The sequence below is a fragment of the Streptomyces sp. NPDC003027 genome (assembly GCF_053591435.1).
Map to the genome: position 1 here is coordinate 1 of NZ_JBSFTU010000043.1, position 25,095 is coordinate 25,095.

At 71.1% G+C, this 25,095-nt stretch carries 25 protein-coding genes; 10 read left to right on the forward strand and 15 right to left on the reverse strand.

The window, feature by feature from the left end; translation table 11 throughout:
• Positions 1-110 precede the first annotated feature (110 nt).
• The 4 genes from ACWDX6_RS25290 to ACWDX6_RS25305 form a co-directional block, all read right to left on the reverse strand.
• On the reverse strand, positions 111-1,061 hold the full coding sequence (locus ACWDX6_RS25290; protein WP_356889733.1) for a PLP-dependent cysteine synthase family protein: 951 nt from the start codon (positions 1,059-1,061) through the stop codon (positions 111-113).
• 5 nt (positions 1,062-1,066) lie between these two features.
• Positions 1,067-1,345: a MoaD/ThiS family protein gene (locus ACWDX6_RS25295; RefSeq protein WP_356889735.1), complete on the reverse strand. Its 279-nt coding sequence runs from the start codon at positions 1,343-1,345 to the stop codon at positions 1,067-1,069.
• 101 nt (positions 1,346-1,446) lie between these two features.
• On the reverse strand, positions 1,447-1,563 hold the full coding sequence (locus ACWDX6_RS25300) for a putative leader peptide (protein WP_451487173.1): 117 nt from the start codon (positions 1,561-1,563) through the stop codon (positions 1,447-1,449).
• Positions 1,564-1,683: 120 nt separating this feature from the next.
• Positions 1,684-2,322 (reverse strand): HD domain-containing protein, encoded by a 639-nt coding sequence (locus tag ACWDX6_RS25305; protein ID WP_451487174.1) that lies wholly within the window; start codon positions 2,320-2,322, stop codon positions 1,684-1,686.
• 72 nt (positions 2,323-2,394) lie between these two features.
• Here ACWDX6_RS25305 and ACWDX6_RS25310 point away from each other — a divergent pair, with 72 nt between their 5' ends.
• Positions 2,395-3,381: a GlxA family transcriptional regulator gene (locus ACWDX6_RS25310; RefSeq protein ID WP_451487175.1), complete on the forward strand. Its 987-nt coding sequence runs from the start codon at positions 2,395-2,397 to the stop codon at positions 3,379-3,381.
• Here the strand turns inward: ACWDX6_RS25310 and ACWDX6_RS25315 are convergent.
• The 4 genes from ACWDX6_RS25315 to clpS all read right to left on the reverse strand — a co-directional run bounded on the left by ACWDX6_RS25315 (position 3,366) and on the right by clpS (position 6,508).
• The gene (locus ACWDX6_RS25315) at positions 3,366-3,797 is read right to left on the reverse strand and encodes a Mov34/MPN/PAD-1 family protein (RefSeq protein ID WP_215072058.1); all 432 of its coding nucleotides are present in this window, start codon (positions 3,795-3,797) and stop codon (positions 3,366-3,368) included. The two genes, ACWDX6_RS25310 and ACWDX6_RS25315, sit on opposite strands and share 16 nt — an antisense overlap.
• 76 nt (positions 3,798-3,873) lie before the next feature.
• Positions 3,874-5,301 (reverse strand): amino acid permease, encoded by a 1,428-nt coding sequence (locus ACWDX6_RS25320; protein WP_451487176.1) that lies wholly within the window; start codon positions 5,299-5,301, stop codon positions 3,874-3,876.
• 326 nt (positions 5,302-5,627) lie between these two features.
• Positions 5,628-6,203, reverse strand: a complete 576-nt coding sequence (locus ACWDX6_RS25325; RefSeq protein WP_451487177.1) for a DUF2017 domain-containing protein — start codon at positions 6,201-6,203, stop codon at positions 5,628-5,630.
• Positions 6,203-6,508 carry an ATP-dependent Clp protease adapter ClpS gene (clpS, locus tag ACWDX6_RS25330; protein WP_403294415.1) on the reverse strand — a complete coding sequence of 102 codons (306 nt, stop codon included), beginning with the start codon at positions 6,506-6,508 and terminating at the stop codon, positions 6,203-6,205. The genes ACWDX6_RS25325 and clpS overlap by 1 nt, the downstream gene beginning before the upstream one ends.
• Positions 6,509-6,611: 103 nt before the next feature.
• On the opposite strand from clpS, the gene ACWDX6_RS25335 reads away from it, so the two are divergent.
• Entirely contained in the window at positions 6,612-7,991 is a 1,380-nt protein-coding gene (locus ACWDX6_RS25335; protein WP_451487178.1) for a nicotinate phosphoribosyltransferase, read from the forward strand.
• 114 nt (positions 7,992-8,105) lie between these two features.
• Entirely contained in the window at positions 8,106-8,702 is a 597-nt protein-coding gene (locus ACWDX6_RS25340) for an isochorismatase family protein (RefSeq protein ID WP_451487179.1), read from the forward strand.
• 39 nt (positions 8,703-8,741) lie between these two features.
• On the opposite strand, the gene ACWDX6_RS25345 is transcribed toward ACWDX6_RS25340, so the two are convergent.
• A complete protein-coding gene (locus ACWDX6_RS25345) occupies positions 8,742-9,044 on the reverse strand; it encodes a hypothetical protein (RefSeq protein WP_403294411.1) in 303 nt (100 codons plus the stop codon).
• Positions 9,045-9,167: 123 nt separating this feature from the next.
• On the reverse strand, positions 9,168-11,609 hold the full coding sequence (locus tag ACWDX6_RS25350) for an immune inhibitor A domain-containing protein (RefSeq protein ID WP_451487180.1): 2,442 nt from the start codon (positions 11,607-11,609) through the stop codon (positions 9,168-9,170).
• 345 nt (positions 11,610-11,954) lie between these two features.
• On the opposite strand from ACWDX6_RS25350, the gene ACWDX6_RS25355 reads away from it, so the two are divergent.
• On the forward strand, positions 11,955-12,224 hold the full coding sequence (locus ACWDX6_RS25355) for a hypothetical protein (RefSeq protein WP_451487181.1): 270 nt from the start codon (positions 11,955-11,957) through the stop codon (positions 12,222-12,224).
• Between the two features lie 24 nt (positions 12,225-12,248).
• Here the strand turns inward: ACWDX6_RS25355 and ACWDX6_RS25360 are convergent, their stop codons facing one another.
• The 3 genes from ACWDX6_RS25360 to ACWDX6_RS25370 all read right to left on the reverse strand — a co-directional run bounded on the left by ACWDX6_RS25360 (position 12,249) and on the right by ACWDX6_RS25370 (position 16,411).
• Positions 12,249-12,968, reverse strand: coding sequence for an RDD family protein (locus ACWDX6_RS25360; RefSeq protein WP_451487182.1), 720 nt, complete (start codon positions 12,966-12,968; stop codon positions 12,249-12,251).
• A gap of 134 nt (positions 12,969-13,102) precedes the next feature.
• Positions 13,103-14,668 (reverse strand): RDD family protein, encoded by a 1,566-nt coding sequence (locus ACWDX6_RS25365; protein ID WP_451487183.1) that lies wholly within the window; start codon positions 14,666-14,668, stop codon positions 13,103-13,105.
• Positions 14,669-14,914: 246 nt separating this feature from the next.
• Positions 14,915-16,411 (reverse strand): UDP-N-acetylmuramoyl-L-alanyl-D-glutamate--2,6-diaminopimelate ligase, encoded by a 1,497-nt coding sequence (locus ACWDX6_RS25370; RefSeq protein ID WP_451487184.1) that lies wholly within the window; start codon positions 16,409-16,411, stop codon positions 14,915-14,917.
• A gap of 479 nt (positions 16,412-16,890) precedes the next feature.
• On the opposite strand from ACWDX6_RS25370, the gene ACWDX6_RS25375 reads away from it, so the two are divergent.
• Positions 16,891-17,382 carry an SsgA family sporulation/cell division regulator gene (locus ACWDX6_RS25375; RefSeq protein WP_451487185.1) on the forward strand — a complete coding sequence of 164 codons (492 nt, stop codon included), beginning with the start codon at positions 16,891-16,893 and terminating at the stop codon, positions 17,380-17,382.
• A 17-nt stretch (positions 17,383-17,399) separates the two neighbouring features.
• On the opposite strand, the gene ACWDX6_RS25380 is transcribed toward ACWDX6_RS25375, so the two are convergent.
• Positions 17,400-18,779 (reverse strand): FAD-binding oxidoreductase, encoded by a 1,380-nt coding sequence (locus ACWDX6_RS25380; protein WP_451487186.1) that lies wholly within the window; start codon positions 18,777-18,779, stop codon positions 17,400-17,402.
• Positions 18,780-18,867: 88 nt separating this feature from the next.
• Between ACWDX6_RS25380 and ACWDX6_RS25385 the strand changes: the two genes are divergently transcribed.
• Entirely contained in the window at positions 18,868-20,403 is a 1,536-nt protein-coding gene (locus tag ACWDX6_RS25385) for a tetratricopeptide repeat protein (RefSeq protein WP_451487187.1), read from the forward strand.
• 50 nt (positions 20,404-20,453) lie between these two features.
• Here ACWDX6_RS25385 and hppD read toward each other — a convergent pair whose 3' ends face one another.
• Positions 20,454-21,599, reverse strand: coding sequence for a 4-hydroxyphenylpyruvate dioxygenase (gene hppD / locus ACWDX6_RS25390; protein WP_451487188.1), 1,146 nt, complete (start codon positions 21,597-21,599; stop codon positions 20,454-20,456).
• Between the two features lie 121 nt (positions 21,600-21,720).
• On the opposite strand from hppD, the gene ACWDX6_RS25395 reads away from it, so the two are divergent.
• The 4 genes from ACWDX6_RS25395 to ACWDX6_RS25410 all read left to right on the forward strand — a co-directional run bounded on the left by ACWDX6_RS25395 (position 21,721) and on the right by ACWDX6_RS25410 (position 25,087).
• Positions 21,721-22,197: an Lrp/AsnC family transcriptional regulator gene (locus ACWDX6_RS25395; RefSeq protein WP_403294401.1), complete on the forward strand. Its 477-nt coding sequence runs from the start codon at positions 21,721-21,723 to the stop codon at positions 22,195-22,197.
• A gap of 145 nt (positions 22,198-22,342) precedes the next feature.
• Positions 22,343-22,990, forward strand: coding sequence for an ABC transporter permease (locus ACWDX6_RS25400; protein WP_451487189.1), 648 nt, complete (start codon positions 22,343-22,345; stop codon positions 22,988-22,990).
• Positions 22,983-24,239 carry an ABC transporter ATP-binding protein gene (locus ACWDX6_RS25405; protein ID WP_451487190.1) on the forward strand — a complete coding sequence of 419 codons (1,257 nt, stop codon included), beginning with the start codon at positions 22,983-22,985 and terminating at the stop codon, positions 24,237-24,239. Before ACWDX6_RS25400 ends, ACWDX6_RS25405 begins: the two co-directional genes overlap by 8 nt.
• Positions 24,236-25,087 carry an ABC transporter permease gene (locus tag ACWDX6_RS25410; RefSeq protein ID WP_451487191.1) on the forward strand — a complete coding sequence of 284 codons (852 nt, stop codon included), beginning with the start codon at positions 24,236-24,238 and terminating at the stop codon, positions 25,085-25,087. Before ACWDX6_RS25405 ends, ACWDX6_RS25410 begins: the two co-directional genes overlap by 4 nt.
• Positions 25,088-25,095: the final 8 nt, after the last annotated feature.

A 25,095-nucleotide genomic window follows, 5' to 3' on the forward strand; every position in this document is an offset into this window, starting at 1 on the left:
GTTGACTCCCTCCTCCGCCTTGCGATCCGTCCCCTCGGCCCTGGCGGGCCTGGGGAGACCCCATGCACCAGACCCCGCTCCCTGATCCGGCCTGACCCAAACGAAAGACCCTACGCCCAGAGCTGGCCCTGGAGCGTCTCGATCGCTTCCTCCGTCGTCGCGGCCGTGTAGACGCCCGTCGAGAGGTACTTCCAGCCGCCGTCGGCGACGACGAACGCGATGTCCGCGCTCTCGCCCGCCTTCAGCGCCTTGTTGCCGACGCCGATCGCCGCGTGCAGCGCCGCGCCCGTCGAGACACCCGCGAAGATGCCCTCCTGCTGGAGGAGTTCGCGGGTACGGGTCACGGCGTCGGCCGAGCCGACCGAGAAGCGGGTGGTGAGGACGGAGGCGTCGTAGAGCTCGGGCACGAAGCCCTCGTCGAGGTTGCGCAGGCCGTAGACGAGGTCGTCGTACCGCGGCTCGGCGGCGACGATCTTGACGTCCGGCTTGTGTTCGCGCAGGTAGCGGCCGACGCCCATGAGGGTGCCGGTGGTGCCGAGGCCCGCCACGAAGTGGGTGATCGAGGGCAGGTCGGCGAGGATCTCCGGGCCGGTGGTGGCGTAGTGCGCGCCCGCGTTGTCGGCGTTGCCGTACTGGTAGAGCATCACCCACGCGGGGTTCTGCTCCGCCAGCTCCTTGGCGACCCGTACCGCCGTGTTCGACCCGCCCGCCGCCGGGGACGAGATGATCTCGGCGCCCCACATGGCGAGCAGCTGACGGCGCTCCTCGCTGGTGTTCTCCGGCATGACGCAGACGATGCGGTACCCCTTGAGCTTCGCCGCCATGGCGAGCGAGATGCCGGTGTTGCCGCTGGTCGGCTCCAGGATGGTGCAGCCGGGGGTGAGCCGGCCGTCCTTCTCGGCCTGTTCGATCATGTGGAGCGCGGGGCGGTCCTTGACCGAGCCGGTGGGGTTGCGGTCCTCCAGCTTGGCCCAGATGCGGACGTCGTCCGAGGGCGAGAGCCGGGGCAGGCGGACCAGGGGCGTGTTGCCGACCGCCGCCAGCGGGGAGTCGTAACGCATGTGGATCAGACCATGCCGCCGGCGACGGCCGGCAGGATCGTGACGTTGTCGCCGTCGGCGAGCTTGGTGTCGATGCCGTCCAGGAACCGTACGTCCTCGTCGTTCAGGTAGACGTTGACGAAGCGGCGCAGGGTGCCGTTGTCCACGATGCGGGCCTCGATCCCGTTGTGCCGGGACTCCAGGTCGGCGAAGAGCTCGGCGAGGGTGTCACCGCTGCCCTCGACGGCCTTGGCGCCGTCGGTGTAGGTGCGGAGGATGGTCGGGATGCGGACCTCGATGGCCATGGCGTGGGCTCCTGTCGGGAGTGACGTGGTGGGCGCGCGGCTGGGGCCCCCGCGCGGAAGGGGGTGGTGCTGGGAGGTGCGCTCGGGCCGTGGATCGGTGCTCAGTGCGCAGCGCGGGACGTACACATCGCGCTGGCGAGGCGGCACAGGTCGACGTGCAGACGGGCCACGAGCAGGGGTGTGCCCGGCGTCTGTTCGCTCACGTCGTGGGAAACCATGCGGTCATCGTATCGATTCCCGGTCCGGGTTCCGGAATGTGATCTCACATGACGGACAGATCCCGCTCGCCTGCTGGACTCCCGGGCGCACGCGCCTCCCGGCGGCCCCACCGGTGGCCGTCACTCGGGCCAGGCGGAGCCCTCGATGGTGGTCACGAAGTCGCCGGGGACGAAGCCGGGCACGAAGTGGCGCAGCACGTCCGCCTTCACATTGCCGAAGGTCGTCTCCGGCTTGGGGGCGGTCCCCTCGGTGAACGCGCGCAGGATCCGGCGCTTGAAGTCGGGGCGCGGATGCAGGGCGACGACCGCGGCCCGGTCCTCGGGCGAGACGACGGCCGGGTCGTCGTACCCGATGCCGAGGACGTCGTACTCGACTCCCGCCGTCACCAGGGCGACCTCGGGCTCCATGAACTGCGGGACGCCGGGGGTGGTGTGCAGGGCGATCGCGGTCCACACGCGTCGTACGGCGTCCTCGCCGACGCCGTACGAGCGCAGGAAGGCGGCCGCCTCCTCGGCGCCGTCGACCTCGAAGCGACGGCCGCTGTCCCGGTGGGCCTCGCCCAGGCCCAGGTCGTGGAACATCGCGCCGACGTAGAGGAGTTCGGGGTCGAAGGCGAGTCCGCGGGCACGGCCCTGGAGGGCGCCGAAGAGGTACACACGGCGGGAGTGGTGGTAGATCAGCTCGCTCGCGGTGTCGCGGACCAGCTCGGTGGCGGCGGTGGCGATCTTGCTGTCGGGAACGGTCTCGGTGAGGTCCATGGCTCCAGAATCCTCGCCCCGGCCCCGGCCCCGCCATGTCCTTCGGGACGTTCTTCCCACAGAATCGGATACATGACTCACACCGTGGTCGTCCTCGCCTTCGACGGCGTACGCCTGCTCGACGTCTCCGCCCCCCTGGAGGTGTTCGGCACGGCCGGGCCCGCCTACTCCGTCCGCGTCTGCACCCCGGGCGGGCGGGACGTACGGACCTCCACCGGGCTCCGCCTCGGCGCCGATCTGGCGGCGGAGGAGGTCACGGGCGCGGACACGCTGGTGGTCCCGGGCGCCGTGGACGTGGACCGGTGGGTGACCGCCCCCGAGGTCGTGGCGCCCGTGGCGGCGCTCGCCGGCCGCTCGCGGCGGGTCGCGGCCGTGTGCACGGGGGCCTTCGCGGTCGCGGCCGCCGGCCTTCTCGACGGGAGGCGGGCGACGACCCACTGGGAACACGCGGCCGCGCTGGGCCGCCGCCATCCCGGGGTGGAGGTGACGGCGGACGCGATCTTCGTCGAGGACGGGCCGGTGTTCACCTCGGCGGGGGTGAGCGCCGGAATCGACCTCTGCCTCGCCCTGGTCGAGCGGGACCGCGGCCCGGCCGCCGCCCGCGCGGTGGCGCGCGATCTGGTGGTGTTCCTGCAGCGGCCCGGCGGACAGTCGCAGTTCTCGGCCGCCTCGCGCACTCCCCCGACGGGCCATCCCCTGGTGCGGCCGCTGCTCGACGCGGTCGCCGCCGATCCGGGCGCCGACCACAGCGCGACGGCGCTCGCCCGGCGGGCGGGGGTCAGCGCCCGGCATCTGACCCGGCTGTTCCGGGAGCAGATCGGCGCCACTCCGGCCGGCTATGTGGAGCGGGTACGGGTGGAGGCGGCCCGGCTGCTCCTGGAGGGCGGGGCGAGCGTCACGGGCGCGGCGGCGCGCAGCGGGCTCGGCAGCGACGAGAGCCTGCGCAGGGCGTTCGCCCGGCACTTCGGGGTGACGCCGTCGGCGTACCTCGCCCGCTTCCGTACGACGGGAACGGGGGCCGGGGCCCTGGTCCCCGGGGCTTCTCAGGCCTCCACGTAGGCCTCGACGACCTGGACCTCCTCCTCGGTGACGACGCCCTCGACGATGGTGAAGGAGCGGAACTGGAAGGGCCCGGCGCCGTCGGTGTCGGCCGTGGAGACCAGGACGTAGTGGGCGGCGGGCTCGTTGGCGTACGAGATGTCCGTACGGGACGGGTATGCCTCGGTCGCCGTGTGCGAGTGGTAGATGATCACCGGCTCCTCGTCCCGGTCGTCCATCTCGCGGTACAGCTTCAGCAGGTCGGCCGAGTCGAACTCGTAGAACGTGGGCGAGCGCGCGGCGTTCAGCATCGGGATGAACCGCTCGGGGCGGCCGGTGCCGACCGGACCCGCGACCACGCCGCAGGCCTCGTCGGGGTGGTCCGCGCGGGAGTGCTCCACGATCTGGTCGTACAGGGCCCGTGTGATGGTCAGCATGTTCGACAGGATAGACAGACGGGCCGTCCCGTACCGAGGAGCGGTACGGAACGGCCCGAAGGGTGAGACGGATGCGTCAGGAGCGCTTGGCGAAGGCCGCGCCCTCCGGGTTGCGGGACTTCAGGACCAGGTAGGAGACGCCCAGGATCAGGCCCCAGACCGGCGCGCAGTACAGGGAGACGCGCGCCCCCTCGTCGAGGCCCATCATCACGATGACCATGCCGATGAACAGCAGCGCGAACCAGCTGGTGTACGGGGCGCCGGGGGCCTTGAAGGTGGACTCGGGCAGCTCGCCGCGGTTCGCCTTGGCGCGGTAGCGGATCTGGCAGACCAGGATCATGATCCAGGCCCACATGCCGGAGATGGTGGCGAAGGAGACGACGTACTCGAAGGCCTTGCCCGGGGCGACGTAGTTGATCCAGACGCCGACCAGCATCAGCGCGGCCGAGAAGGTCAGGCCGAGCAGCGGGGTGCCGCTCTTGGTGAGCCGCGTGAAGATCTTCGGGCCCTGGCCGTTGAGCGCGAGGTCGCGCAGCATGCGGCCGGTGGAGTACATGCCCGAGTTGCAGGAGGACAGGGCGGCGGTCAGCACCACGAAGTTGACGATCGCGGCGCCGATGCCGAGGCCCATCTGCTCGAAGGCGGCGACGAACGGGGAGATCCCCGGCTTGAAGTGCGTCCACGGCACGACCGAGAGGATCATGATCAGCGCGCCGACGTAGAAGACGGCGATGCGCCACGGCACGGTGTTGATCGCCTTCGGCAGGACCGTCTCCGGGTCCTTGGACTCGCCGGCGGTGACGCCGACCAGCTCGACGGCGAGGAAGGCGAACATGACGATCTGGAGGGTCATCAGCGTGTTGCCGATGCCGGTGGGGAAGAAGCCGCCCTGGTCCCACAGGTGGGTCACGGAGGCGGTGTCGCCGGCGTCGGAGAAGCCGATGGTGAGGATGCCGGCGCAGATGAGGATCATGCCGATGATCGCGGTGACCTTGATCATGGAGAACCAGAACTCCAGCTCACCGAAGAGCTTCACGGAGATCAGGTTGGCGCCGAAGAGGACCACGGTGAAGACCAGCGCCGAGATCCACTGCGGGATGTCCCACCAGTACGTCATATAGGTGGCGGCCGCCGTGACCTCGGTGATGCCGGTGACCACCCAGAAGAGCCAGTACGTCCAGCCGGTCACGAACCCCCAGAAGGGGCCGACGAACTCACGGGCGTACTCCGAGAAGGAGCCCGACACCGGGCGGTACATGAGCAGCTCGCCCAGGGCCCGCATGATGAAGAAGATGACCAGGCCCGCGATGGCGTAGGCGAGGATCAGGCTGGGGCCGGCCTTGGCGATGGCCTTGCCGGCGCCGAGGAAGAGGCCGGTGCCGATGGCGCCGCCGATCGCGATCATCTGGATCTGCCGGGCGCCGAGGCCGCGCTGGTAGCCCTCGCCGCCGCCCACGGCCCCGTCGGTGCCGTCGTGCTGCTTGTCGACCTGCACTGAGGTCATGGTGGTGCGCCTTTCTCCATGCTGATCCGCGCCGACTGCGTCTGGCCGCGGATCAGGTCCTGATCCCCCCGGATGTGGATGGAGTGCTACCGGCGGTCAGCCGGTCGAAGCGCCCCCGGGCACAGGGGTGGCGTCCCCGGGTGGTCGTGAAGATTTATCACGGGGTGGACAGTGATCAACGGGATCGACTGTGGCGCACACCACAGGGAAAAGGGGACAGAAAGGACTCAACACGGCAAGGCCGAACACTTTGGTGACGTATTCGTTATGCGGATTTGAGTGTCCGTTGAGCGAACGCCGACGGAGCCGCCGACTGCCGCCGACCGCTACGGCATCAGCGTCTCGACGAGCGACTCCTGGAGCGCGCCGAGCCAGAGGTACGCCATCACCATCGGCTTGCGGGGGTCGGAATCCGGCAGCCGGTACAGCTCGCCGCCCTCGTCCTCGTCGGTGACCTCCAGCCGGGTCCCGATGGTCAGCCGCAGATCGTTGAGCGCGCCGAGCCACGCCCGGGACTCGTCCGCGGTGAGCTTGAGGACGACGCCGCCCTCACCGGAGGAGAGCGCGTCGAGGCTGCGGACGACCGCCAGGGCGTCCGCGCGCTTACGGGCCCGCAGGTCGTTCTCGGTGTACCGCCGGAAGTCGGCCGCCGCGGCGCGCAGCTCCTCGTCCTCGTCGCCGTACGCGTCCGGGAAGAGCCGCTTGAGCGCGGGATCGGTCGGGGCCTGGCTCGGCCCTTCGGCGAAGAGCGCCGCCAGCGGGTCCTCGCCCTCGACGGGCTCGTCGCCCGGCCCGATCAGCTCCATGAGCTGGACGGCCAGGGAACGGAGGATGGAGACCTCGACCTCGTCGAGCGCCACGGCGGCGCCACCGCCGGGCAGCGCCTCGAAACGGCCGGCCATCAGCCGCGGTCCTGCGACAGCGTCGCCCACAGCCCGTAACCGTGCATCGCCTGCACGTCCCGCTCCATCTCCTCGCGGGTGCCGCTGGAGACCACCGCGCGGCCCTTGTGGTGCACGTCGAGCATCAGCTTGTGCGCCTTGTCCTTGGAGTAACCGAAGTACGCCTGGAAGACGTAGGTCACATAGCTCATCAGATTGACCGGGTCGTTGTGCACGAGGGTCACCCAGGGCACGTCCGGTTCGACGACCGCCTGGTTCTCCCGGGCCGATTCCGTACGTTCGATCTCGATAGGCGCGACGCTCACTTACCCCATGCTGCCACCCCGAGTGGCCCGTCGCACAAACGGGGCACACGGGCGGCGACAGAAATCGTCACTCTGACGAGTATTCGGGGGTAGCATCGCTGACATGAACGCTGCGGACCTTGGGCTCCAGGAAGAAGGGGCGCACGAAGCGCTCCGAAACAAGGGCGCCGGCGGGCGACGGGTGGGCGTGCCGTCGACCGCGCTCTTCACCGACCAGTACGAGCTGACCATGCTCCAGGCTGCCCTCAGGGCCGGCACCGCCGACCGGCGCTCCGTCTTCGAGGTCTTCACCCGCCGGCTGCCCGAGGGGCGGCGCTACGGCGTGGTGGCGGGCACCGGACGGGTCCTGGACGCGGTCGAGAACTTCCGCTTCGACCCGGACATGCTCGGCTTCCTGCGCGAGCAGGGCGTCGTGGACGAGCCGACCCTCCAGTGGCTGGCGGCCTACCGCTTCTCCGGCGACATCTGGGGCTACCCCGAGGGCGAGGTGTACTTCCCCGGCTCCCCGATCCTGCGGGTCGAGGGCTCCTTCGCCGAGTGCGTGCTCCTGGAGACGGTGATCCTCTCGATCCTCAACCACGACTCGGCCATCGCGGCCGCCGCCTCCCGGATGTCGGCCGCGGCCGGCGGCCGGCGGCTCATCGAGATGGGCGCCCGGCGCACCCACGAGCTGGCCGCCGTCGCCTCCGCGCGGGCCGCGTACGTCGGCGGCTTCGACTCCACCTCCGACCTCGCCGCCGGATTCCGCTACGGCATCCCGACCGTCGGCACCTCCGCCCACGCCTTCACCCTGCTCCACGACACCGAGCGGGACGCGTTCCAGGCCCAGGTGAACACCCTGGGCAGCGGTACGACCCTGCTCGTCGACACCTACGACGTGACGGAGGCCGTCCGTACCGCCGTGGAGGTGGCCGGGAAGGACCTCGGCGCCGTGCGGATCGACTCCGGGGACCTGCTGCTCGTGGCCCACCGGGTGCGGCAGCAGCTCGACGAGCTGGGGGCCGAGGACACCAAGATCGTGGTCACCTCGGACCTGGACGAGTACGCCATCGCCTCCCTGGCGGCGGCCCCGGTCGACGCGTACGGCGTCGGGACCCAGCTGGTGACCGGCAGCGGGCACCCGACCTGCTCCATGGTCTACAAGCTGGTCGCCCGCGCCCGGTCGGCCGACCCCGAGGCGCCGCTGACGCCGGTGGCGAAGAAGTCGCTGGGCGGGAAGGCGTCGGTCGGCGGCCGCAAGTGGGCGGCGCGGCGGACGGACGCGGAGGGCGTGGCCGAGGCGGAGGTCGTCGGCACCGGCGAGGTCCCGCCGGAGCTGGCCGACCGCCGACTCCTCGTCGAGCTGGTCAAGGGCGGCGACGTGGTGGCCCACGAGCCCCTGGAGGCGGCCAGGGCGCGGCACATGGCGGCGCGGGCCGGACTGCCGATGTCCGCCATGCAGCTCTCGCGGGGTGAGCCGGTACTGCCGACGGAGTACGTGTAGAAGGCAGCCGGAACGCCCGGAAATGCCCCCTCCCGAAGGGAGGGGGAAGTCTCTAGGCTCGAAGGCGTTCCCCTTCCGGCCCGTTCCCCTTCCGACCCGCTAAGGACACCCCCCATGCACCGCGCATTGATCGTCGTGGACGTTCAGAACGACTTCTGCGAGGGCGGCAGCCTCGCGGTCGCCGGAGGGGCGGACGTCGCCGCCGCCGTCACCGACCTGGTCGGCGAGGCGGCGGGCGCCGCGTACCGGCATGTGGTGGCGACCCGCGACCACCACGTCGACCCGGGGGACCACTTCGCGCGGGAGGGCCAGGAGCCCGACTACGTCACCTCCTGGCCGGTGCACTGCGTCGCCGGCACGGAGGGCGTCGGCTTCCATCCGAACTTCGCGCCCGCCGTCGCCAGCGGGGCGATCGAGGCCGTGTTCGACAAGGGCGCGTACGAGGCGGCGTACAGCGGCTTCGAGGGGCGGGACGAGAACGGCAGGACGCTCGCCGAGTGGCTGCGGGAGCGGGAGGTCGTGGAGGTCGACGTGGTCGGGATCGCGACGGACCACTGCGTGCGGGCCACGGCGCTGGACGCGGCGCGGGAGGGGTTCAAGGTCCATGTCCTGCTGGACCTCACCGCGGGCGTGTCGAAGGAGACGACGGACAAGGCCCTGGAGGAGCTGCGGGCGGCCGGGGTCCAGCTGACCGGGAAGCCGGTGGTCTGAGCCGGGCCCCGCACTCCGAGGCCCGGGGCCCCGGGTGGCTCAGCCGGTCGGCAGGGAGCGCGCCGGGTGCCAGAGTTCCTGGGCCGCGCCCGGGTTGGATCTCCACAGCAGGCCGTCCGGGTGGTGGAGGACCGCCGTGATCTCGTCCGGCGTCGGGGGCTCCGCGTTGCCCCGGAGGTAGACCGCCCGCAGACCGAGGTTCCGCAGCCTGGTCAGGGCGCGGGCGCGGTTCGCGGCGTGGACCAGGAAGCGGACCGTGGCGCCGTCGCCCGCCGGGCTCGGCAGCCCGATGGCGACGACCACACTGCCCCCTGGCAACTTGCAGAACCCTCCACCGGGCATGCCGAAACCACTCCCCCGTACGTTCGATGTCAATAAGGAATCTGTCAGACGCACCTAAACACGATCGGCCGCCGCCCGCTAGAGGGCGACGGCCGATCATGTTTTGACCTGCGACGATGTCGACTACTTCGTCGACGGACCCACCTGGACGGTGATCGTCCGGCCGTTCTTCGGCTCCTTGACGACCGCGATCTTGGTGTTGGTGTCAGTTACCTTGACGCCGGCCCGCTCGGTCTCCTTGAACCAGTAGACGCCCTTGCGGTCGTCGAAGACCGGGTTACCGGCCTGCGGCTTGATCCACGTCGGGACGTCCGCGTTGTGCAGACGGAAGCCGTCGGTGCGGTAGGTGCCGAACGGCGCGTCGTGGGACTGGACGCGGTTGCGCATCAGGGTCCCGTTCGCCCACTTCAGCGGCGTCGGGTGCGCGTCGACCGGGAGGATGAGGCCCTGGCCCGGGTGGACGGCCGTGTTGTTGTCCTTCTGCGAGGTGTCCCACAGCCAGATCAGCAGGCCGTTCTGGTACGGGTAGTGCTCGACCCAGCTGGCCTTGTCACCCGTGAAACCGAAGTTGTACGGGCCGACCTCGAGGGTCGCGTCGTACGAGACGTACTGGCGGTTCTCCGCGAGGTAGTACTGCTCGTACTCCTTCGTGAAGCCCTTGCCGATCCGCGAGAAGCCCTTCGCGGTCCAGCCGTTGTCACCGTTCTCGGCGTTGTCCGCGAAGACGGTGGCACCGTCGGCGGTCAGCGTGATGGCGTCGGCCGCGAAGCCCTTGCCGCCCGCGCCGCCGTCCGTCTGGTAGCGGAAGCGGAGGTCGAACTTCTTGCCGGCGTAGGCGTCCAGGCCGTACACGAGGTTCTTGTACGAGCCGGAGACGTCGGTCAGCGCCGGGGCGCCGCTCGCGTCGCGCGGCAGCGGCTTGCCGTCGGCGGTGCCGTCCAGGGCCGTCCAGTTGGCGCCGCCGTCCGTCGACACCTCGGTGTAGAGGTAGTCGTAGTCCAGCTCGATGTCGTACCAGCCCTTGAGCTCCAGGGTGGCCTTCGACCTGCCGGTGAGGTCGACGGAGCGGGTCAGGGTGTTCTTGAGGTCGTCACCCATGTCGCTCCACCACTGCGTGGCACCCTCGGCGGGCGCGACGACATCGGTGGTGACCTGCTTCTTCGGCAGCTCGACGACGAGCGCCTGCGGGTTCTTGGTGTTGTACTCGGCCACGCCCAGCTTGTGGGTGGACTTCGTGGCGCGCTGCTCGTCGCTCACCTTGGTGTAGTTGAGCCAGCCGAGCTGCAGCTTGTCCCACGCGGTCATGTCGCCGGGCAGGTCGCCGATCGACTCCTTGCCGCGGCCGAGCCAGGAGCCGGAGGACATCAGGGACCAGAAGCCGGTCGAGTTCTCGGCGCCGGGCTTGCCGGAGGTGTCGTACAGGTCGGGCAGACCGAGGTCGTGACCGTACTCGTGGGCGAAGACGCCGAGGCCGCCGTTCTCGGGCTGCATCGTGTAGTCGCCGACCCAGATGCCGGTGTCGCCGATCTGGGTGCCGCCGGCCTTGTTGTGCGCCGGGCCGGTCTTGCCCGCGTTGGTGCCGTACGCGTACCAGCGGTGGGCCCACAGGGCGTCGCCGCCCTGGGCGCCGCCGCCCGCCGACTCGTCCTCGCCCGCGTGGACGATCTGGAAGTGGTCGATGTAGCCGTCGGCCTCGTTGAAGTTGCCGTCGGCGTCGAAGTCGTAGCGGTCCCACTGGTCGTACTGCGCCATGTCGGCCTTGATCTGGGCGTCGGTGCGCCCCTTGGCCTTCTGGTCGGCGACCCACGCGGTGACACCGTCGCGGACGGCGTCCCACACGTTGGCGCAGTTGCTGTTGCCGCAGTAGTTCGAGCCGTAGCGGGCCTCGTTGTATTCGACCTTGACCCAGTCCGAGACACCGCCCTCGACCGAGTAGCGGCCGGAGGAGGTCTTCTCCATGTACGTCTTCAGCGACTGCTTGGGCTGCCCCTCGGCGTCCTTGCCGGTGCCGAAGTACAGGTCCTGGAAGTGCTGCTGGTCGTAGTCCGCCTGCCAGGCCGTCGAGTTGTCCTTCGTACGGTCCGGCTCGGCTATCTGGTTGTGCAGCGGGCCGGGCGTGCCGCCGTACTTCGGCTTCGGCTCGGCCGTGTCGTCGTCGGCGCGGTCCACCAGGGTCGTGTCGTCGACCTTGTCGCCGAACTCGACGAGGATCGTGAAGATCTTGTCGGTCTTCTCGCGGCCCAGCTCGACGTACTTCTTGCTGTCGAGCTTGACGACCTGTGAGCCACCGCGGCGCTCGACCTTGGCGTCGCCGCTCAGCACCTGCTCGAGCGCGGCCTCGCGCTGCTGCTGACGCTGCTTGCTGAACGGGCCCTCGAGGTCGTGGTCGACCGCGGTCTTGTCGGCGTGGTCGTGGCCGGCCGGGTCGTGGCGCTCGATGCCCGCGGGCGCGTTCGGCCCCTTGTTCTCGGCCCATGCGGTGGTGAAGGTCGAGGCAGTGGCGGCCGTGGCCGCGAGCGCCACGACGACCGCGGACGCTCTGATCGCCCGTCGTCTGATGGTCACTTGATGTTGTCCTCCCCGGCGCCCGCGACCGCGGACCGGAGGTGGGGTGGATGTCCGCAGGCGGGGTCGCGCGTCACAAGTGACGACATTCGACCGGAGTTACGGCCGAAAAGACAGACCTTGACTTGAACAGACCAACTGCACTATGCAGGAGCGGCTTTCCGGAATCCGGACAGCCATCCGGCGCACCTGGTGGGACGGTTGGCGGAACGATGACTCCATGCGCCCCCTGTGCACCCGCACCGTGGGTGAGGTCACGCTTACCGCCGGTTCCGCTCGGGCATGCACGGACGTAGAGTCGCCCGGGAGTGCGACCCGCCGATGCTTCGAGGGACGGTAACCGTCATGTCGCGTCCGAACGCCGCACAGCTCGCCTACGGTTCGGCCACGGTGGTCTTCTCCACCCTCGCCCTGCTGCTGCTGTCCCGTACGACGAGCCCGCCGGCGATCTTCATGATCAGCGCTGCCGGGCTCGTCCTCGGACTGCTCGTCACGGTGACGATGCCGGCGCCGCGGCGCGAGCCCCGCCCGGCGGCGCCACTCCCCCGGAACGAAGAGATCCGGGTACCGGCCGTCCACGCGGGGGCGGGGGCCGACACCAGGATCCGTTCGTGACCGGATGGTTCCCGTCCGCCGGGGCTACTGCGGGACGGAGACCACGACCGTCTTGGCCGCCTTGTCGTGGAGGCCCTGCTTGTAGGGCTTGTCCACCAGGATCAGGATCAGGATCAGCAGCGGCCACAGACACGCGCAGCAGATCAGCGCGGGCAGCCAGAGCACGACGGCACGGATCAGCGAGGTGTTCATCGACGGCGTGGAGCCGTCGTTGAGCATCGCGACGCGCAGCTTCATCCACTTCTTGCCCAGCGTCTGGCCGTCCTTGGCCGTCATCACGGTGTCGTAGGCGATGTACGCGACGATGGTGAGGAGCTGGAAGATCAGCTGGCTGCCGCCGTTGAAGCTGTTGACGGTGTCGCCGAAGTCGGCGTCGTTCTCGGTGGCCCGGTCGTAGACGTCGAACGGGATGCCGATGATCGCGAGCGGTACGGCGATGATCAGCCAGTCGATGATCCGGGCGAGGATGCGCCGGCCGGACTCGGCGAGCGGCGGCATCCCGGCGAGCGGGTCGGTACCGCCGTAGCCGCCCCCGTAACCGCCGTACGGCGGAGGAGGCGGCGCGCTGTCGTACGGCGAGCCGGTCGAGCCCGGCCCGCCGGGCGGGGGGCCTTCGGGCGGTGGACCGTCCGGCGGCGGACTGCCGTACGGAGACCCCGCCGACGGCGGCGTGGGGTCCTGCGGCTTCTTGAGGAACGGATCGTCCTCGGGCGGCTGGCCGGGCGTCGGCTGGTCGTTGCTCATGGGGGCAGTGCACCGCGCGTGGCGGGCCCCCGCAAGGATTCGCCGCCCGTTCGGGGGACCGCTGTACGGGGTGTTCGGGTGCGGGCGCCCGACGGGCACGCCGCCCCGGACCGAGCCGGTCAGGGACCGGGCGGTCAGCCGGCGACGAAGGTGCGGGCCGCCTTGTCGTGCCAGCACTGGCGCCAGGGGCGGTCGACGAGGCACCACAGCACGTTGAGAACACCGACGGCCAGCAGGCCGAGGACGCTGTACACGAGCCAGCGGCGCAGGGCCGCGCCGAAGGCCGGCGGCTCGTGCGCCTCGATGTCCCGTACCTGGAGGCCGCAGAGCTTCTTGCCGAGCGTGCGGCCCCACTTGGCGGTGGGCAGCGCCTCGTAGAGCAGCCCGAGGACGAGCAGGGCGGCCAGCGCGATCCCGAAGTAGAGGGAGGTGGTGCCGTCCAGGAGCCAGACCTGGACGGTGACTCCCGACTGCTTGGCCGCCTCGATCTTGGCGTCGATGTGGTCGAGCGCCTTGACGACGAAGGGGAAGGCCGCGGCGCCGCTGAGCGCGCCGAGCACGACGGTGTCGACGAGCCGGGCGACCAGACGCTTACCGAGCCCGGCGGGCCGTGCGGCGGCCTGGGCACGGGCGGCCTGGAGGAACGGGTCTTCGACGGGTGGCTTCCAGGGCAGCACGGGCTGCTCGGACTCGGCCTGTCCGCCGGACGGCTGGGCGAGCTGGTGCACCTGCTGCGCCCACGACGGCGCACCACCACCGGGTCCGGTGGTGACGGGGGCGGTGACGGGGGCGGGCTGGGCCTGGCCGGGGAGCGGTCCGTGAGGCGTGTGGGGTGCCTGGGGTCCCTGCGGGGCGTGGGGCGCCTGCGGGCCCTGCCGTCCGGGCCGGCTCTGGCTCACCGGAGCGGCCTGGGCGCCGTGCGGCGCCGCCTGCGGGCCCTGTTCGGCGGGCGGGCCGTAGGGCGCCTGGGAGCTCCGCGTCCCCTGCGAGGTCGGGAGAGCCTGAGGGTCGTCGTACTGCTGCGGCGCCTCGGCGCCCGACCCGGCCCGCTCCGCCTGGGGTGACTGTCCGCCGCGTCCGGCCCTGTCCGCCTGCGGCGGCACGGCGCGGATCGTCATCGTGCCGTCGGCGGGCGGGCGCTGACGGTCGGCCTTGGCGGTCTGCCGTACCCCGGGCAGCGCGCCGCCCGTCGGGTCCGCGGCCGTGGCCGGGGTGACGGGCATGCCGCCGAGCCGGGGCGGGGACGCGGCGGCGATGCGCGGGTCCCTGCCGACGGCGGGGGCCGAGGCCTCCGGGTCCTGGTGCCGCTCCTGGTCCTGGTCCGGCGCGCCCCAGCGGACCTTCTGGTCGCGGTCGCCGCCGAAACCCGTCTGCCGGGCGGTGTCCGCCTGCCACGCCGAGGCCGGCTCGGGCTCGGCCCGTGTGTCGATCTCCGGGTCCTCGTCCAGAAAGACGGGGCCGGTCTCCTCCACGGCGGGCACCTGCGCCGGCGCGGGCGCCGGGACCGGAGCGGGCGAAGGCCCCGAGGGCATCACCGCGACCGGCGCCGCCGGCAGGGACTCGCCCTCCTTGGGCGCGGGACGACTCGTCCCGGGCACCCAGGCGCCCCCGTTCCAGTACCGGATGTACCCGGGAATGGACGGGTCCGGGTAGTACCCGGCCTGCGGTACCTCCCCGCCGGCTCCAGGAGGAGTAGCCACTGCCCCGACTCCGTTCCGTCACAAAGCTCCGTCGACCATCGGGCGCTCGGCCCAAGGAGGACAGTAACGAAGAACGACGCCGCGGAACGACGGAGGCCGAGAGAAAACCCGCCTTCGAGCGACATCCCCACAATCTCGCCACTCACCGTCACGCTCAGGCCGACGGTCGTCCGTCGGGAGGGGCCTCCCGGCCTTCCTGTCACCGATCGTGACCGAGGCCCCTGCCCGCCGGGCCGGGGTTCCGATTCACAGGAGCCGGCGGGAGGCCAGCTCGCGGACGGTCGCCATGTCGCTGAAGGGGAGCAGTTCCTCGCCCACGATCTGGTGCGGTTCGCTGCCCTTTCCGGCGATCAGGACGATGTCCTCGGGCCGAGCCGCGGACAGCGCGAGGGCGATGGCCCGGCGACGGTCGGCGGAGCGTTCGTACGGCGTGCCGGTGGCCTCGATGCCGGGGGCGATCTGGTCCAGGATCGCCTCGGGGTCCTCGCCGCGGGGGTTGTCCGACGTCAGGACGCACAGGTCGGAATGGGTGCCGGCGATGCGGCCCATCTCGGCCCGCTTGGTGGTGTCGCGGTCTCCGCCGCAGCCGAAGACGGTGACGACCCGGCCCCGGGCGAAGCCTCGGATGGCCGTGAGGACTTTGTCGAGGGAGTCGGGCGAGTGCGCGTAGTCCACGATCACCGACGTCCCGGCGGGGGTCACGAAGCGCTCGAACCGGCCCGGTACGGGCGGCATCTGGGCGAGCGCGGCGACCAGCCCGTCCAGGTCGTGCCCCAGTACGTGGCAGGCAGCGACGGCGGCCAGGGCGTTGGAGACGGAGAAGCGGCCCGGGACCGGGATCGACGCCGGGTACGCCCGGCCCCCGTGGTTGAGCGTGAACCGTGTGCCCGAGGCGTCCGCGATCAGGTCCGTGGCGCGGAAGTCCGCCTCCTCGTCCAGGCCGTAGGTGGTCACCGCGTCCGGCATCATCAGGCGGATGCCGGCTCCCACGGCGTCGTCCACGTTGACGACCGCGTGCCGGCACAGCCCCTGGAACAGCCGCAGTTTGGCGTCCGTGTAGTGGGCCATCGTGCCGTGGTCGTCCAGGTGGTCCTGGGTCAGGTTGGTGAAGACGCCGACGTCGGCGAAGGTGCTGTCCATCCGGTACGTCTGCAAAGCCATCGAGGTGGCCTCCAGCACCACGCTGCCGGTGCCCTGGTCGCGCATACGGCCCAGGAGGTACTGCAGGTCGGGCGATTCCGGTGTGGTCAGCACCGAGGGCGGCATCGGGATCATCTCGTCGCCGATCCGGCTGCCCGCCGTACCGATCACGCCCACCGAGGCGCCCTCCGAGATCCTGAGCAGCGACTCGACCATGTAGGAGATGGAGGTCTTCCCGTTGGTCCCGGTGACGGCCACCACGTCCATGTCCCGGCCCGGCTCGCCGAAATAGCGCGAGGAGACGACCGCGGCCGCCTTGCGGGTGTCGGGTACCCGTACGACGCACACGGCGGGCAGCAGCTCCCCTCCCGGGGGCGCGGCGGCGGCTCCCTCGGCGTCGACGAGTACCGCCACCGCCCCGCGCGCCAGCGCCGCGCCGATGGAGGCGGGGCCGCCGCCGCGGTGGCCGGGTACGGCGATGAAGAGCGAGCCCGGCACCACCCGGTCGACGTCGAAGGTGGTGCCCGCGGTGACCCGCGTCGATTCGGTGTCGCCCTGGACGACGTGGTGCTCATGGCCGGTCAACAACCCGCTCAACTTCACGGTGGTCCCTTCGGAGACGGCTACGGCCCGGCGTGCGGCCCTCGCCTGGCGGCAGCGCCGACGAGCGTCGGGACTGCGGTGGTGGGGTGGGAAGGGCGATGCGTCGCCCTCGAGGCGAGGGGCCGGTCGGAGCGCGGTGATCAGGCCGGGCCGCCGGGGTGGACGCGTCGCGGAAGGTGGTGCGGCGGGAGGGAGCAGGCCCGCGAGCCCGGCATGATCCGAACGAGAGGCGCTAGCCGTGGCTGTTCATGGGCCGAGTGTACGTGCGCCCGGATGCCCCGCACGCCGCGCCGGCTCGGAGGTCGCGAAGGTCCGCCGTCACCGCCCGGACCGCGCGGCGGCCAGGCACGACCGTCCCTCCTCCCGCCCCCGGAAACTCCCCCGAAAAACTGCTCCGAAGTCGCGTCATACCTCGCGCCCACCCCGCTCTCTCCCTCTGCGGGCCCGCCCGGGGCCCCCGTACGAGAGGGAGCAAGGCCATGCAGAACACCGAGAACACCGTCGTCGAGCGCGAGCTGGAGCTGAAGCTGGTGCTCTCCCCCGAACGCAGCGTCCCCGTGCCCGCCCGGCTCGCCTACCGCACCGGTGATCCCTACGCCGTCCACATCACCTTCCACATCGGCTCGGACCACCCGGTCAGCTGGACCTTCGCCCGGGAGCTGCTCGTCGAGGGCGTCTTCCGGCCCTGTGGGCACGGGGACGTCAGGATCTGGCCCACCAAGGTCGACGACCGCGACGTCGTGCTGATGGCCCTCTCCTCCCCCGACGGGGACGCGCTGCTCGAAGCGCCGTCCGCGCAGGTGTCCGCCTGGCTGGAGCGGACCCTGCGCGCCGTGCCGCCGGGCACCGAGGCCGAGCAGCTGGGCATCGACGACGGGCTGGCCGAACTCCTCGCGACGACCGCCGTCTCCGACGAGCTGTGGCCGCGCGACCCGTGGCCGTCGGACGACTCTCAGGACGGAGACGCGTGAATCGCTACCGCGGAACGTCAGAACAGCTTCCCGGGGTTCAGCAGGCCCAGCGGGTCGAACGTCCGCTTGATCCCGCGCTGGAGCTCAAGGCCCACCGGGCCCAGCTCGCGGGCCAGCCACTCCTTCTTCAGTACACCGACGCCGTGTTCGCCGGTGATCGTGCCCCCCAGTTCCAGGCCGAGCGCCATGATCTCGTCGAAGGACTCCCGCGCCCGCCGCGCCTCGTCCTCGTCGGCCTGGTCGAAGCAGACGACCGGGTGGGTGTTGCCGTCTCCCGCGTGCGCGCAGACGCCGATGGTCAGGTCGTACTTGGCGGCGATGGCGGCCGTACCGTCGAGCATCGCGGCCAGCTTCGTCCTCGGTACGCACACGTCGTCGATCATCGTCGCGGACGTGATCGTCTCCAGGGCCGTGAGCGACAGCCTGCGGGCCTGGAGCAGCAGTTCGGACTCGGCGGCGTCCTCGGCGGGTACGACCTGCGTGGCCCCGGCCGCCGTGCACAGTTCCCCGACGGCGGCGAGGTCGGCGGCCGGATCCGGGGTGTCGAAGGCGCACAGGAGCAGCGCCTCGGTCGAGTCGGGGAGCCCCATCCGCGCCATCCGGTTGACCGCGTGGACGGTGGTGCGGTCCATGAGCTCCAGCAGCGACGGGGTGTGGCCCCGCTCCATGATCGCGCAGACGGCCTCGCAGGCGGCGGCCGCGGAGGGGAACTCGGCGGCGAGCGCGAGCTGCCGCGGGGGTTGCGGCCGGAGCGAGAGCACCGCTCTGACAACGATGCCGAGGCTGCCTTCGGAGCCGACGAAGAGCCTGGTCAGGTCGTATCCGGCGACACCCTTGGCGGTGCGGCGGCCGGTGCTGAGCAGCCGGCCGTCGGCGAGGACGACGTCGAGGCCGAGGACGTACTCCGCCGTCACTCCGTACTTCACACAGCACAGTCCGCCGGACGCGGTGCCGATGTTCCCGCCGATGGTGCACATCTCCCAGCTCGACGGGTCCGGGGGGTAGTACAGGCCGTGCTCGTTGACGGCCCGGGACAGCACGGCGTTGATCACGCCCGGTTCGACCACGGCGATCCGGTCGACGGGGTTGATCTCCAGGATGCGGTCCATCCTCACCAGGGACAGCACGATGCAGCCCTCGGTGGCGTTGGCGGCGCCGGAAAGGCCGCTGCGCGCGCCCTGCGGGACGACCGGGACGCGGAGCGCGGTCGCCGTCCGCATGACGTGCTGGACCTGTTCGACGGTGCGCGGGAGTACGACGACGGCGGGGGCGCCGGCCGCGCAGAAGCTCGCCATGTCGCGGGCGTAGGCGTCCATCACGTCCGGGTCGGTGATCAGGGCCTCGTCCGGGAGCCCGGCCCGCAGCTCGTCGTGGAGCCGCGTCAGAAGATCGTCCATGCGTCCAGCCTGGCAGCCGGGGCCATCGGTGTGAACCCGCCGGAGTGGGCGCTTCGTGTGCTCTTCGTACAGGCGCACAGTAAGCGCCATGAAGACGGAGAACGTGTCGAGGACGGTCCTCGCGGCCGGGGTGGGCGCGGTGTTCGCCGCGACGGCGCTGCTGTACGCCCCGGATTTCGCACCCGGTCTGTTCGAGGACGGTCCGCCGCCGGCTCCGGGCCCGGCCGCGCGGGCGATGATCGCGGCGAACGCGGGTGCCGAGGCGTCGCTGCCGGATCTCGCCGCGCTGATCGGTGACCGGGAGAAGTGGCTGAAGGCGCACCCGGACGACGAGGCGTCATGGGCCGTGCTGGGCGCGGCCTATACGGAGCGGGGCGGGCGGCTGGGCGACGCCGCGTTCTACTCGCGGGCCGAACAGGCCCTGCGGCGCTCGCTCGCGGTGGTGCCGGCCGAGCGCGGGAACCTCGACGCGCAGCTGGGTCTCGGCGCCCTGGCCAACGCCCGTGGCGACTGGAAGTCGGCCAAGACGTGGGGCGAGCGGGTCCGTAAGGCGAACCCGAAGCGCTGGACGGCGTACCCGCTGCTGATCGACGCGTACAACGGTCTCGGGGACTACACGTCGGCCCGGGGGGCGATGGACAAGCTGGCGGAGCTGCACACGGGAGCGCAGGTCAGCGCGCGGGCCGCGCAGACGTACCGCAACCGCGGCTGGCGCGAGGACGCGGCGGCGGCCGCGCTGGACGCGGCGGGGCGGGCGGAGACGGGTACGGAGAAGGCGGCGGCCCTCACCCGCGTGGGTGACCTGGCGTGGGAGCGGGGCGAGCCGGAGGAGGCGGTGGCGCAGTACGGGACGGCGCTGCGTTTCGTAGCGGACCACGGTCCCGCGCTGGCCGGGCGGGCGCGGGCGCTGGCGGCGCTCGGCCGCACGGACGAGGCGCTCCGCGACTACCGGGCGGCACTGGAACGGCTGCCGCTGCCGGAGTACGTCCTGGAGGCCGGCGAGCTGTACGACTCGCTGGGCCTGGCGGAGGACGCGCGTGCGCTGTACGACCGGCTGACGAGCGGGGTGTGGGCGAACCGGTCGAACGCGGAGGTGGTCCTCGGCCTGTTCGAGGCGGACCACGGGGAAGCGGAGGCGGCGGTGCGGCGGCTGGAGGCGGAGTGGGCGCGCGGCCACCGGTCGGTGCACGTGGCGGACGCGCTGGGGTGGGCGCTGTTCCGGGCCGGGGAGCCGAAGGAGGCCCTGGAGTACGCGAAGCGGGCGACGGAGGAGGGGCTGCGGAGCGCGCTGTTCTCGTACCACCGGGGGGAGATCGAGCGGGCTCTGGAGGAGTACGGTCCGGCCCGTCGCCATCTGGCGGAGGCGCTGCGGATCAATCCGTGGTTCTCGCCGCTGCTCGCTCCGAAGGCGGAGAAGGCGGTGCGGGCGTTGGGTGATCCGCCGGACGAGCTGCCGACGGAGCTGCGTTCGGCACCCTCCCGCACGGAGAAGCCGGAGAAGCCGGAGAGCCCGCAGAAGCCGGAGAACCCGCGGAAGCCCGAGAAGCCCGAGAAGCCCGAGAAGCCGGAGAGCGACGAGAAGGCCGGCCAGAGGCGGGCACAGGCGGCCGCACCGAAGCCCTGACAGGGGTGCGGCCCCACAGGTCAGGCTCCGTGGGGCCACACGTACGCGGACTAGAGGTTGCCGCGCTTCGCCTGCTCGCGCTCGATCGCCTCGAACAGGGCCTTGAAGTTGCCCTTGCCGAAGCCCATGGAGCCGTGGCGCTCGATCATCTCGAAGAAGACGGTCGGGCGGTCCTGGACCGGCTTGGTGAAGATCTGCAGCAGATAGCCGTCCTCGTCGCGGTCGACGAGGATCTTCAGCTCGCGCAGGGTCTCGATCGGCACCCGGGTCTCGCCCGCCCACTCGCCGAGGGTGTCGTAGTACGAGTCGGGGGTGTCGAGGAACTGGACGCCGTTGGCCCGCATGGAGCGGACGGTCGCGACGATGTCGTTGGTGGCGAGGGCGATGTGCTGGACGCCGGCGCCGCCGTAGAACTCCAGGTACTCGTCGATCTGCGACTTCTTCTTCGCGATCGCCGGCTCGTTGATCGGGAACTTCACCTTCAGGGTGCCGTCCGCGACCACCTTGGACATCAGCGCCGAGTACTCGGTGGCGATGTCGTCGCCCACGAACTCCTTCATGTTCGTGAAGCCCATGACCTTGTTGTAGAACGCCACCCACTCGTTCATCCTGCCGAGCTCGACGTTGCCCACGCAGTGGTCGATGGCCTGGAAGGTGCGCTTGGCCGGCGGCTCGACGATCGGGTTCGCGGGGACGAAGCCCGGCAGGTAGGGGCCGTCGTAGCCGGAGCGCTCGACGAGGGTGTGGCGGGTCTTGCCGTAGGTGGCGATGGCGGCGAGGACGACGGTGCCGTGCTCGTCCTTCATCTCGTACGGCTCGGTGATGCCCGTGGCGCCGTGCTCGACGGCGTACGCGTACGCGGCGCGCGCGTCGGGCACCTCGATCGCCAGGTCGACAACGCCGTCGCCGTGTGCGGCGACGTGGTCGGCGAGGAAGCGGCCCCAGTCGGTGGAGGCCTTGATGACGGAGGTGAACACGAAGCGGGCGGCGCCGTTCGTCAGGACGTAACTGGCGGTCTCGCGGCTGCCGTTCTCCGGTCCGGAGTAGGCGACGAGCTTCATGCCGAAGGCCGTGGAGTAGTAGTGCGCGGCCTGCTTGGCGTTGCCGACGGCGAAGACGACCGCGTCCATTCCCTTCACGGGGAAGGGGTCGGCCTGCCGCGCCGTGGAGGGGGTGTGCTGGATGGTCTCAGTCATGGGGGCAGAGTCCCGCCGAACGGCAAGCTGCGCAATAGTTCGCCTCAGGGGTGGGCAATCTGCACAGCGCGAGTCCAGTATGGGCGGGCGACTTGTACATGATGACCACTGGGAGGACGCTGTGGCGATCGATCATCTGGACGGGCGTCTGATCGTGCTGCTGGCGCGGGAGCCGCGCATCGGGGTCCTGGAGGCGTCCCGGCGCCTCGGCGTCGCGCGCGGCACGGTCCAGGCCAGGCTCGATCGTCTTCAGTCGAACGGAGTCATCCGCGGTTTCGGCCCGCAGGTCGATCCGGCGGCCCTCGGCTACCCCGTGACGGCGTTCGCGACCCTGGAGATCAAGCAGGGGCAAGGGGCGGACGTACGGGGGCACTTGGCGACCGTCCCCGAGGTGCTGGAGCTGCACACCACCACCGGTCACGGCGACATGCTCTGCCGGCTCGTCGCCCGCTCCAACGCCGATCTCCAGCGGGTGATCGACCGGGTTGTCGGTTTTGATGGCATCGTCCGGGCCTCCACGGCGATCGTCATGGAGAACCCCGTACCGCTGCGGATCATCCCCCTGGTGGAGCAGGCCGCGAAGGACGAGCCCCGGTAGGAGCGGGACGGCCTCAGCAGGACGGTGGTGCGAGGGACGGCCGGAACAGGACGGTGGGGCGAGGACGGTCGTGCGGGGGACGGCCGGAGCACACGGCCTCGCGAGGGACGGCCGAGAGGGACGAGCCCTGTGAAGGGGGAGGCGTGTGAGCTTCTGGGACTATCTGGCCAACCGGCATCAGCAGCTGCTCACGGACGCCTTCCAGCACGTCAGCGCGGTCTTCCAGTGCATGGTCATCGCCACCCTGCTCGGGCTCCTCATCGGTCTGCTGACCTACCGCAGCCCGTGGGCGGGCAATCTGGCCATCCTGTCCACCGCCTCGCTCCTCACCATTCCCTCCCTCGCCGCGATCGGTCTGCTCATCCCGCTCGTCGGCCTCGGCGTCCCGCCGACCGTGATCACCCTGACCCTGTACGGGCTGCTGCCCATCGTGCGCAACGCGGTCGTCGGCCTGCGCGGCGTCGACCCGGACCTGGTGGACGCGGCCAAGGGCATCGGCATGTCCCGGACGGCCCGGCTGCTCCGGGTCGAGCTGCCGCTGGCCTGGCCGCCGATCCTGACCGGCATCCGGGTGTCGACCCAGATGCTGATGGGCATCGCCGCCATCGCCGCGTACGCCTCGGGCCCCGGCCTGGGCAACGAGATCTTCCGCGGCATCGCCTCGCTGGGCAGCGCGAACGCGATCAACCAGGTGCTGGCGGGGACGCTCGGCATCATCGTCCTCGCCCTGCTCTTCGACGCCGCGTACGTACTGATCGGCCGGCTGACCATTCCGAGGGGGATCCGTGTCTGAGACCGCGCCCGAAACGACACCGGTCGGGACCCCCGCCGTCACCTCCGGGGCCTCCATCGAGCTGGAGAACCTCACCAAGCGCTATCCGGGCAGTCCCCAGCCCGCCGTGGACAGCGTGACCATGGAGATCAAGGCCGGCGAGACGGTGGTCTTCGTCGGCCCGTCCGGCTGCGGGAAGTCGACCACGCTCAAGATGATCAACCGCCTGATCGAGCCGTCGGGCGGCCGGATCCGGATCAACGACGAGGACGTCACCGACATCGACCCGGTGAAACTGCGCCGCAAGGTCGGGTACGCGATCCAGTCCTCCGGGCTGTTCCCCCATATGACGGTGGCCGAGAACATCGCTCTCGTACCGAGGATGGTCGGCTGGTCGAAGGCGCGGGTGAAGGACCGGGTCGAGGAGATGCTCGACCTCGTCGGTCTCGACCCGCGCGAGTTCCACGGCCGCTATCCGCGCCAGCTCTCCGGCGGACAGCAGCAGCGCGTCGGAGTGGCGCGGGCGCTGGCCGCTGACCCGCCCGTCCTGCTGATGGACGAACCGTTCGGCGCGGTCGACCCCATCACCCGCGACCACCTCCAGGACGAACTGATCCGGCTCCAGCACGAGCTGCACAAGACGATCGTCTTCGTCACCCACGACTTCGACGAGGCGATCAAGCTGGGCGACCGGATCGCCGTCCTGCGCGAGCGCTCGCACATCGCCCAGTTCGACACCCCCGAGGCGATCCTCACCAACCCCACCGACGACTTCGTCTCCGGTTTCGTCGGGGCGGGGGCGGCCCTCAAGAGGCTGAACCTGACCCGCGTACGGGAGGTGGAGATCGCCGATTTCCCGACGGTGACGGTGGACGACCCACTCCAGTCGATCTTCAACATGCTGCGCGGGAGCACCCACAGCGAGCTGCTGATGCTGGACCGGCGCGGACGTCCGTACAAGTGGCTGCGGCGCGGCGACCTCATGCGGGCCAAGGGTTCGCCGGCCGGGGCGGGCCAGCTGGTGCACGACACGGTGACGCGGGACGCGACCCTGCACGACGCCCTGGAGGCGGTGCTGATCGACTCCGGCGGCCGGGTGGCGGTGACCGGGCGGCGCGGGGAGTTCATCGGAGTCGTCGACATGCAGACGCTGATGAACTCCGTGCAGGAGCTCCTGGAGGCCGACCGGCTGGCGGCGATCGAGCAGCAGCACGATCTGGAGGAGCTGCGGCACAGCCAGACCGAGCGGGAGCCGGAGGGGGACACGTGATCCCGGCCGAGCGGCGCCCGCCGGGCGAGCACGACGTCCGAGGTCACGCCTTCCGCGACGACGGTCACGCGGTCGAGGAGGAGGAACCCCCTCCGCCACCTCCGCCACCGCGCCGGATCACCTGGCAGAGGCTGGTGGTCCTGCCCGTCGTCGTGGCGGCGGCCCTGCTCGCCACCTTCCTGTGGATCGCCGACGCCGACCTCGACTCGGTCGCCCGCAACTCCCTGGACGACGGCAATGTGCGGCTGCGGCTGTGGCAGCACGTGAAGCTGACGGCGATCTCCACCTTCTGGGTGCTGATCATCGCCATCCCGCTGGGCATCGCGCTGACCCGCCGGCGGCTGGCCAGGGCCGCGCCCCTCTTCACCGCGCTCGCCAACATCGGCCAGGCGACCCCGGCGATCGGCCTGCTCGCCCTGCTGGTCATCTGGCTGGGCATCGGCCCCTCGACCGCGATCATCGGCATGGTGATCTACGCGGTGCTGCCGGTGCTCTCCAACACGGTGGCCGGTCTGCGGGCGATCGATCCCCAGCTGGTGGAGGCGTCCCGGGGCATCGGCATGTCGGCGCTCGGCACGCTCGGGAAGGTCGAGCTGCCGCTGGCCGTACCGCTGATCCTCGCCGGCGTGCGCACGGCGCTGGTGCTCAATGTGGGCACGGCGACGCTCGCCACCTTCGGCGGGGGCGGCGGGCTCGGGGATCTGATCACCTCGGGGATCCAGACGCAGCGGATGGCGGTCCTCGTCCTCGGCTCGGTCCTGACGGTGGCGCTCGCGCTGCTGGTGGACTGGCTGGCCTCGCTGGCGGAGGTGGCGCTGACGCCGCACGGGCTGGAGGCGGGGAAGTGACGCGTTCG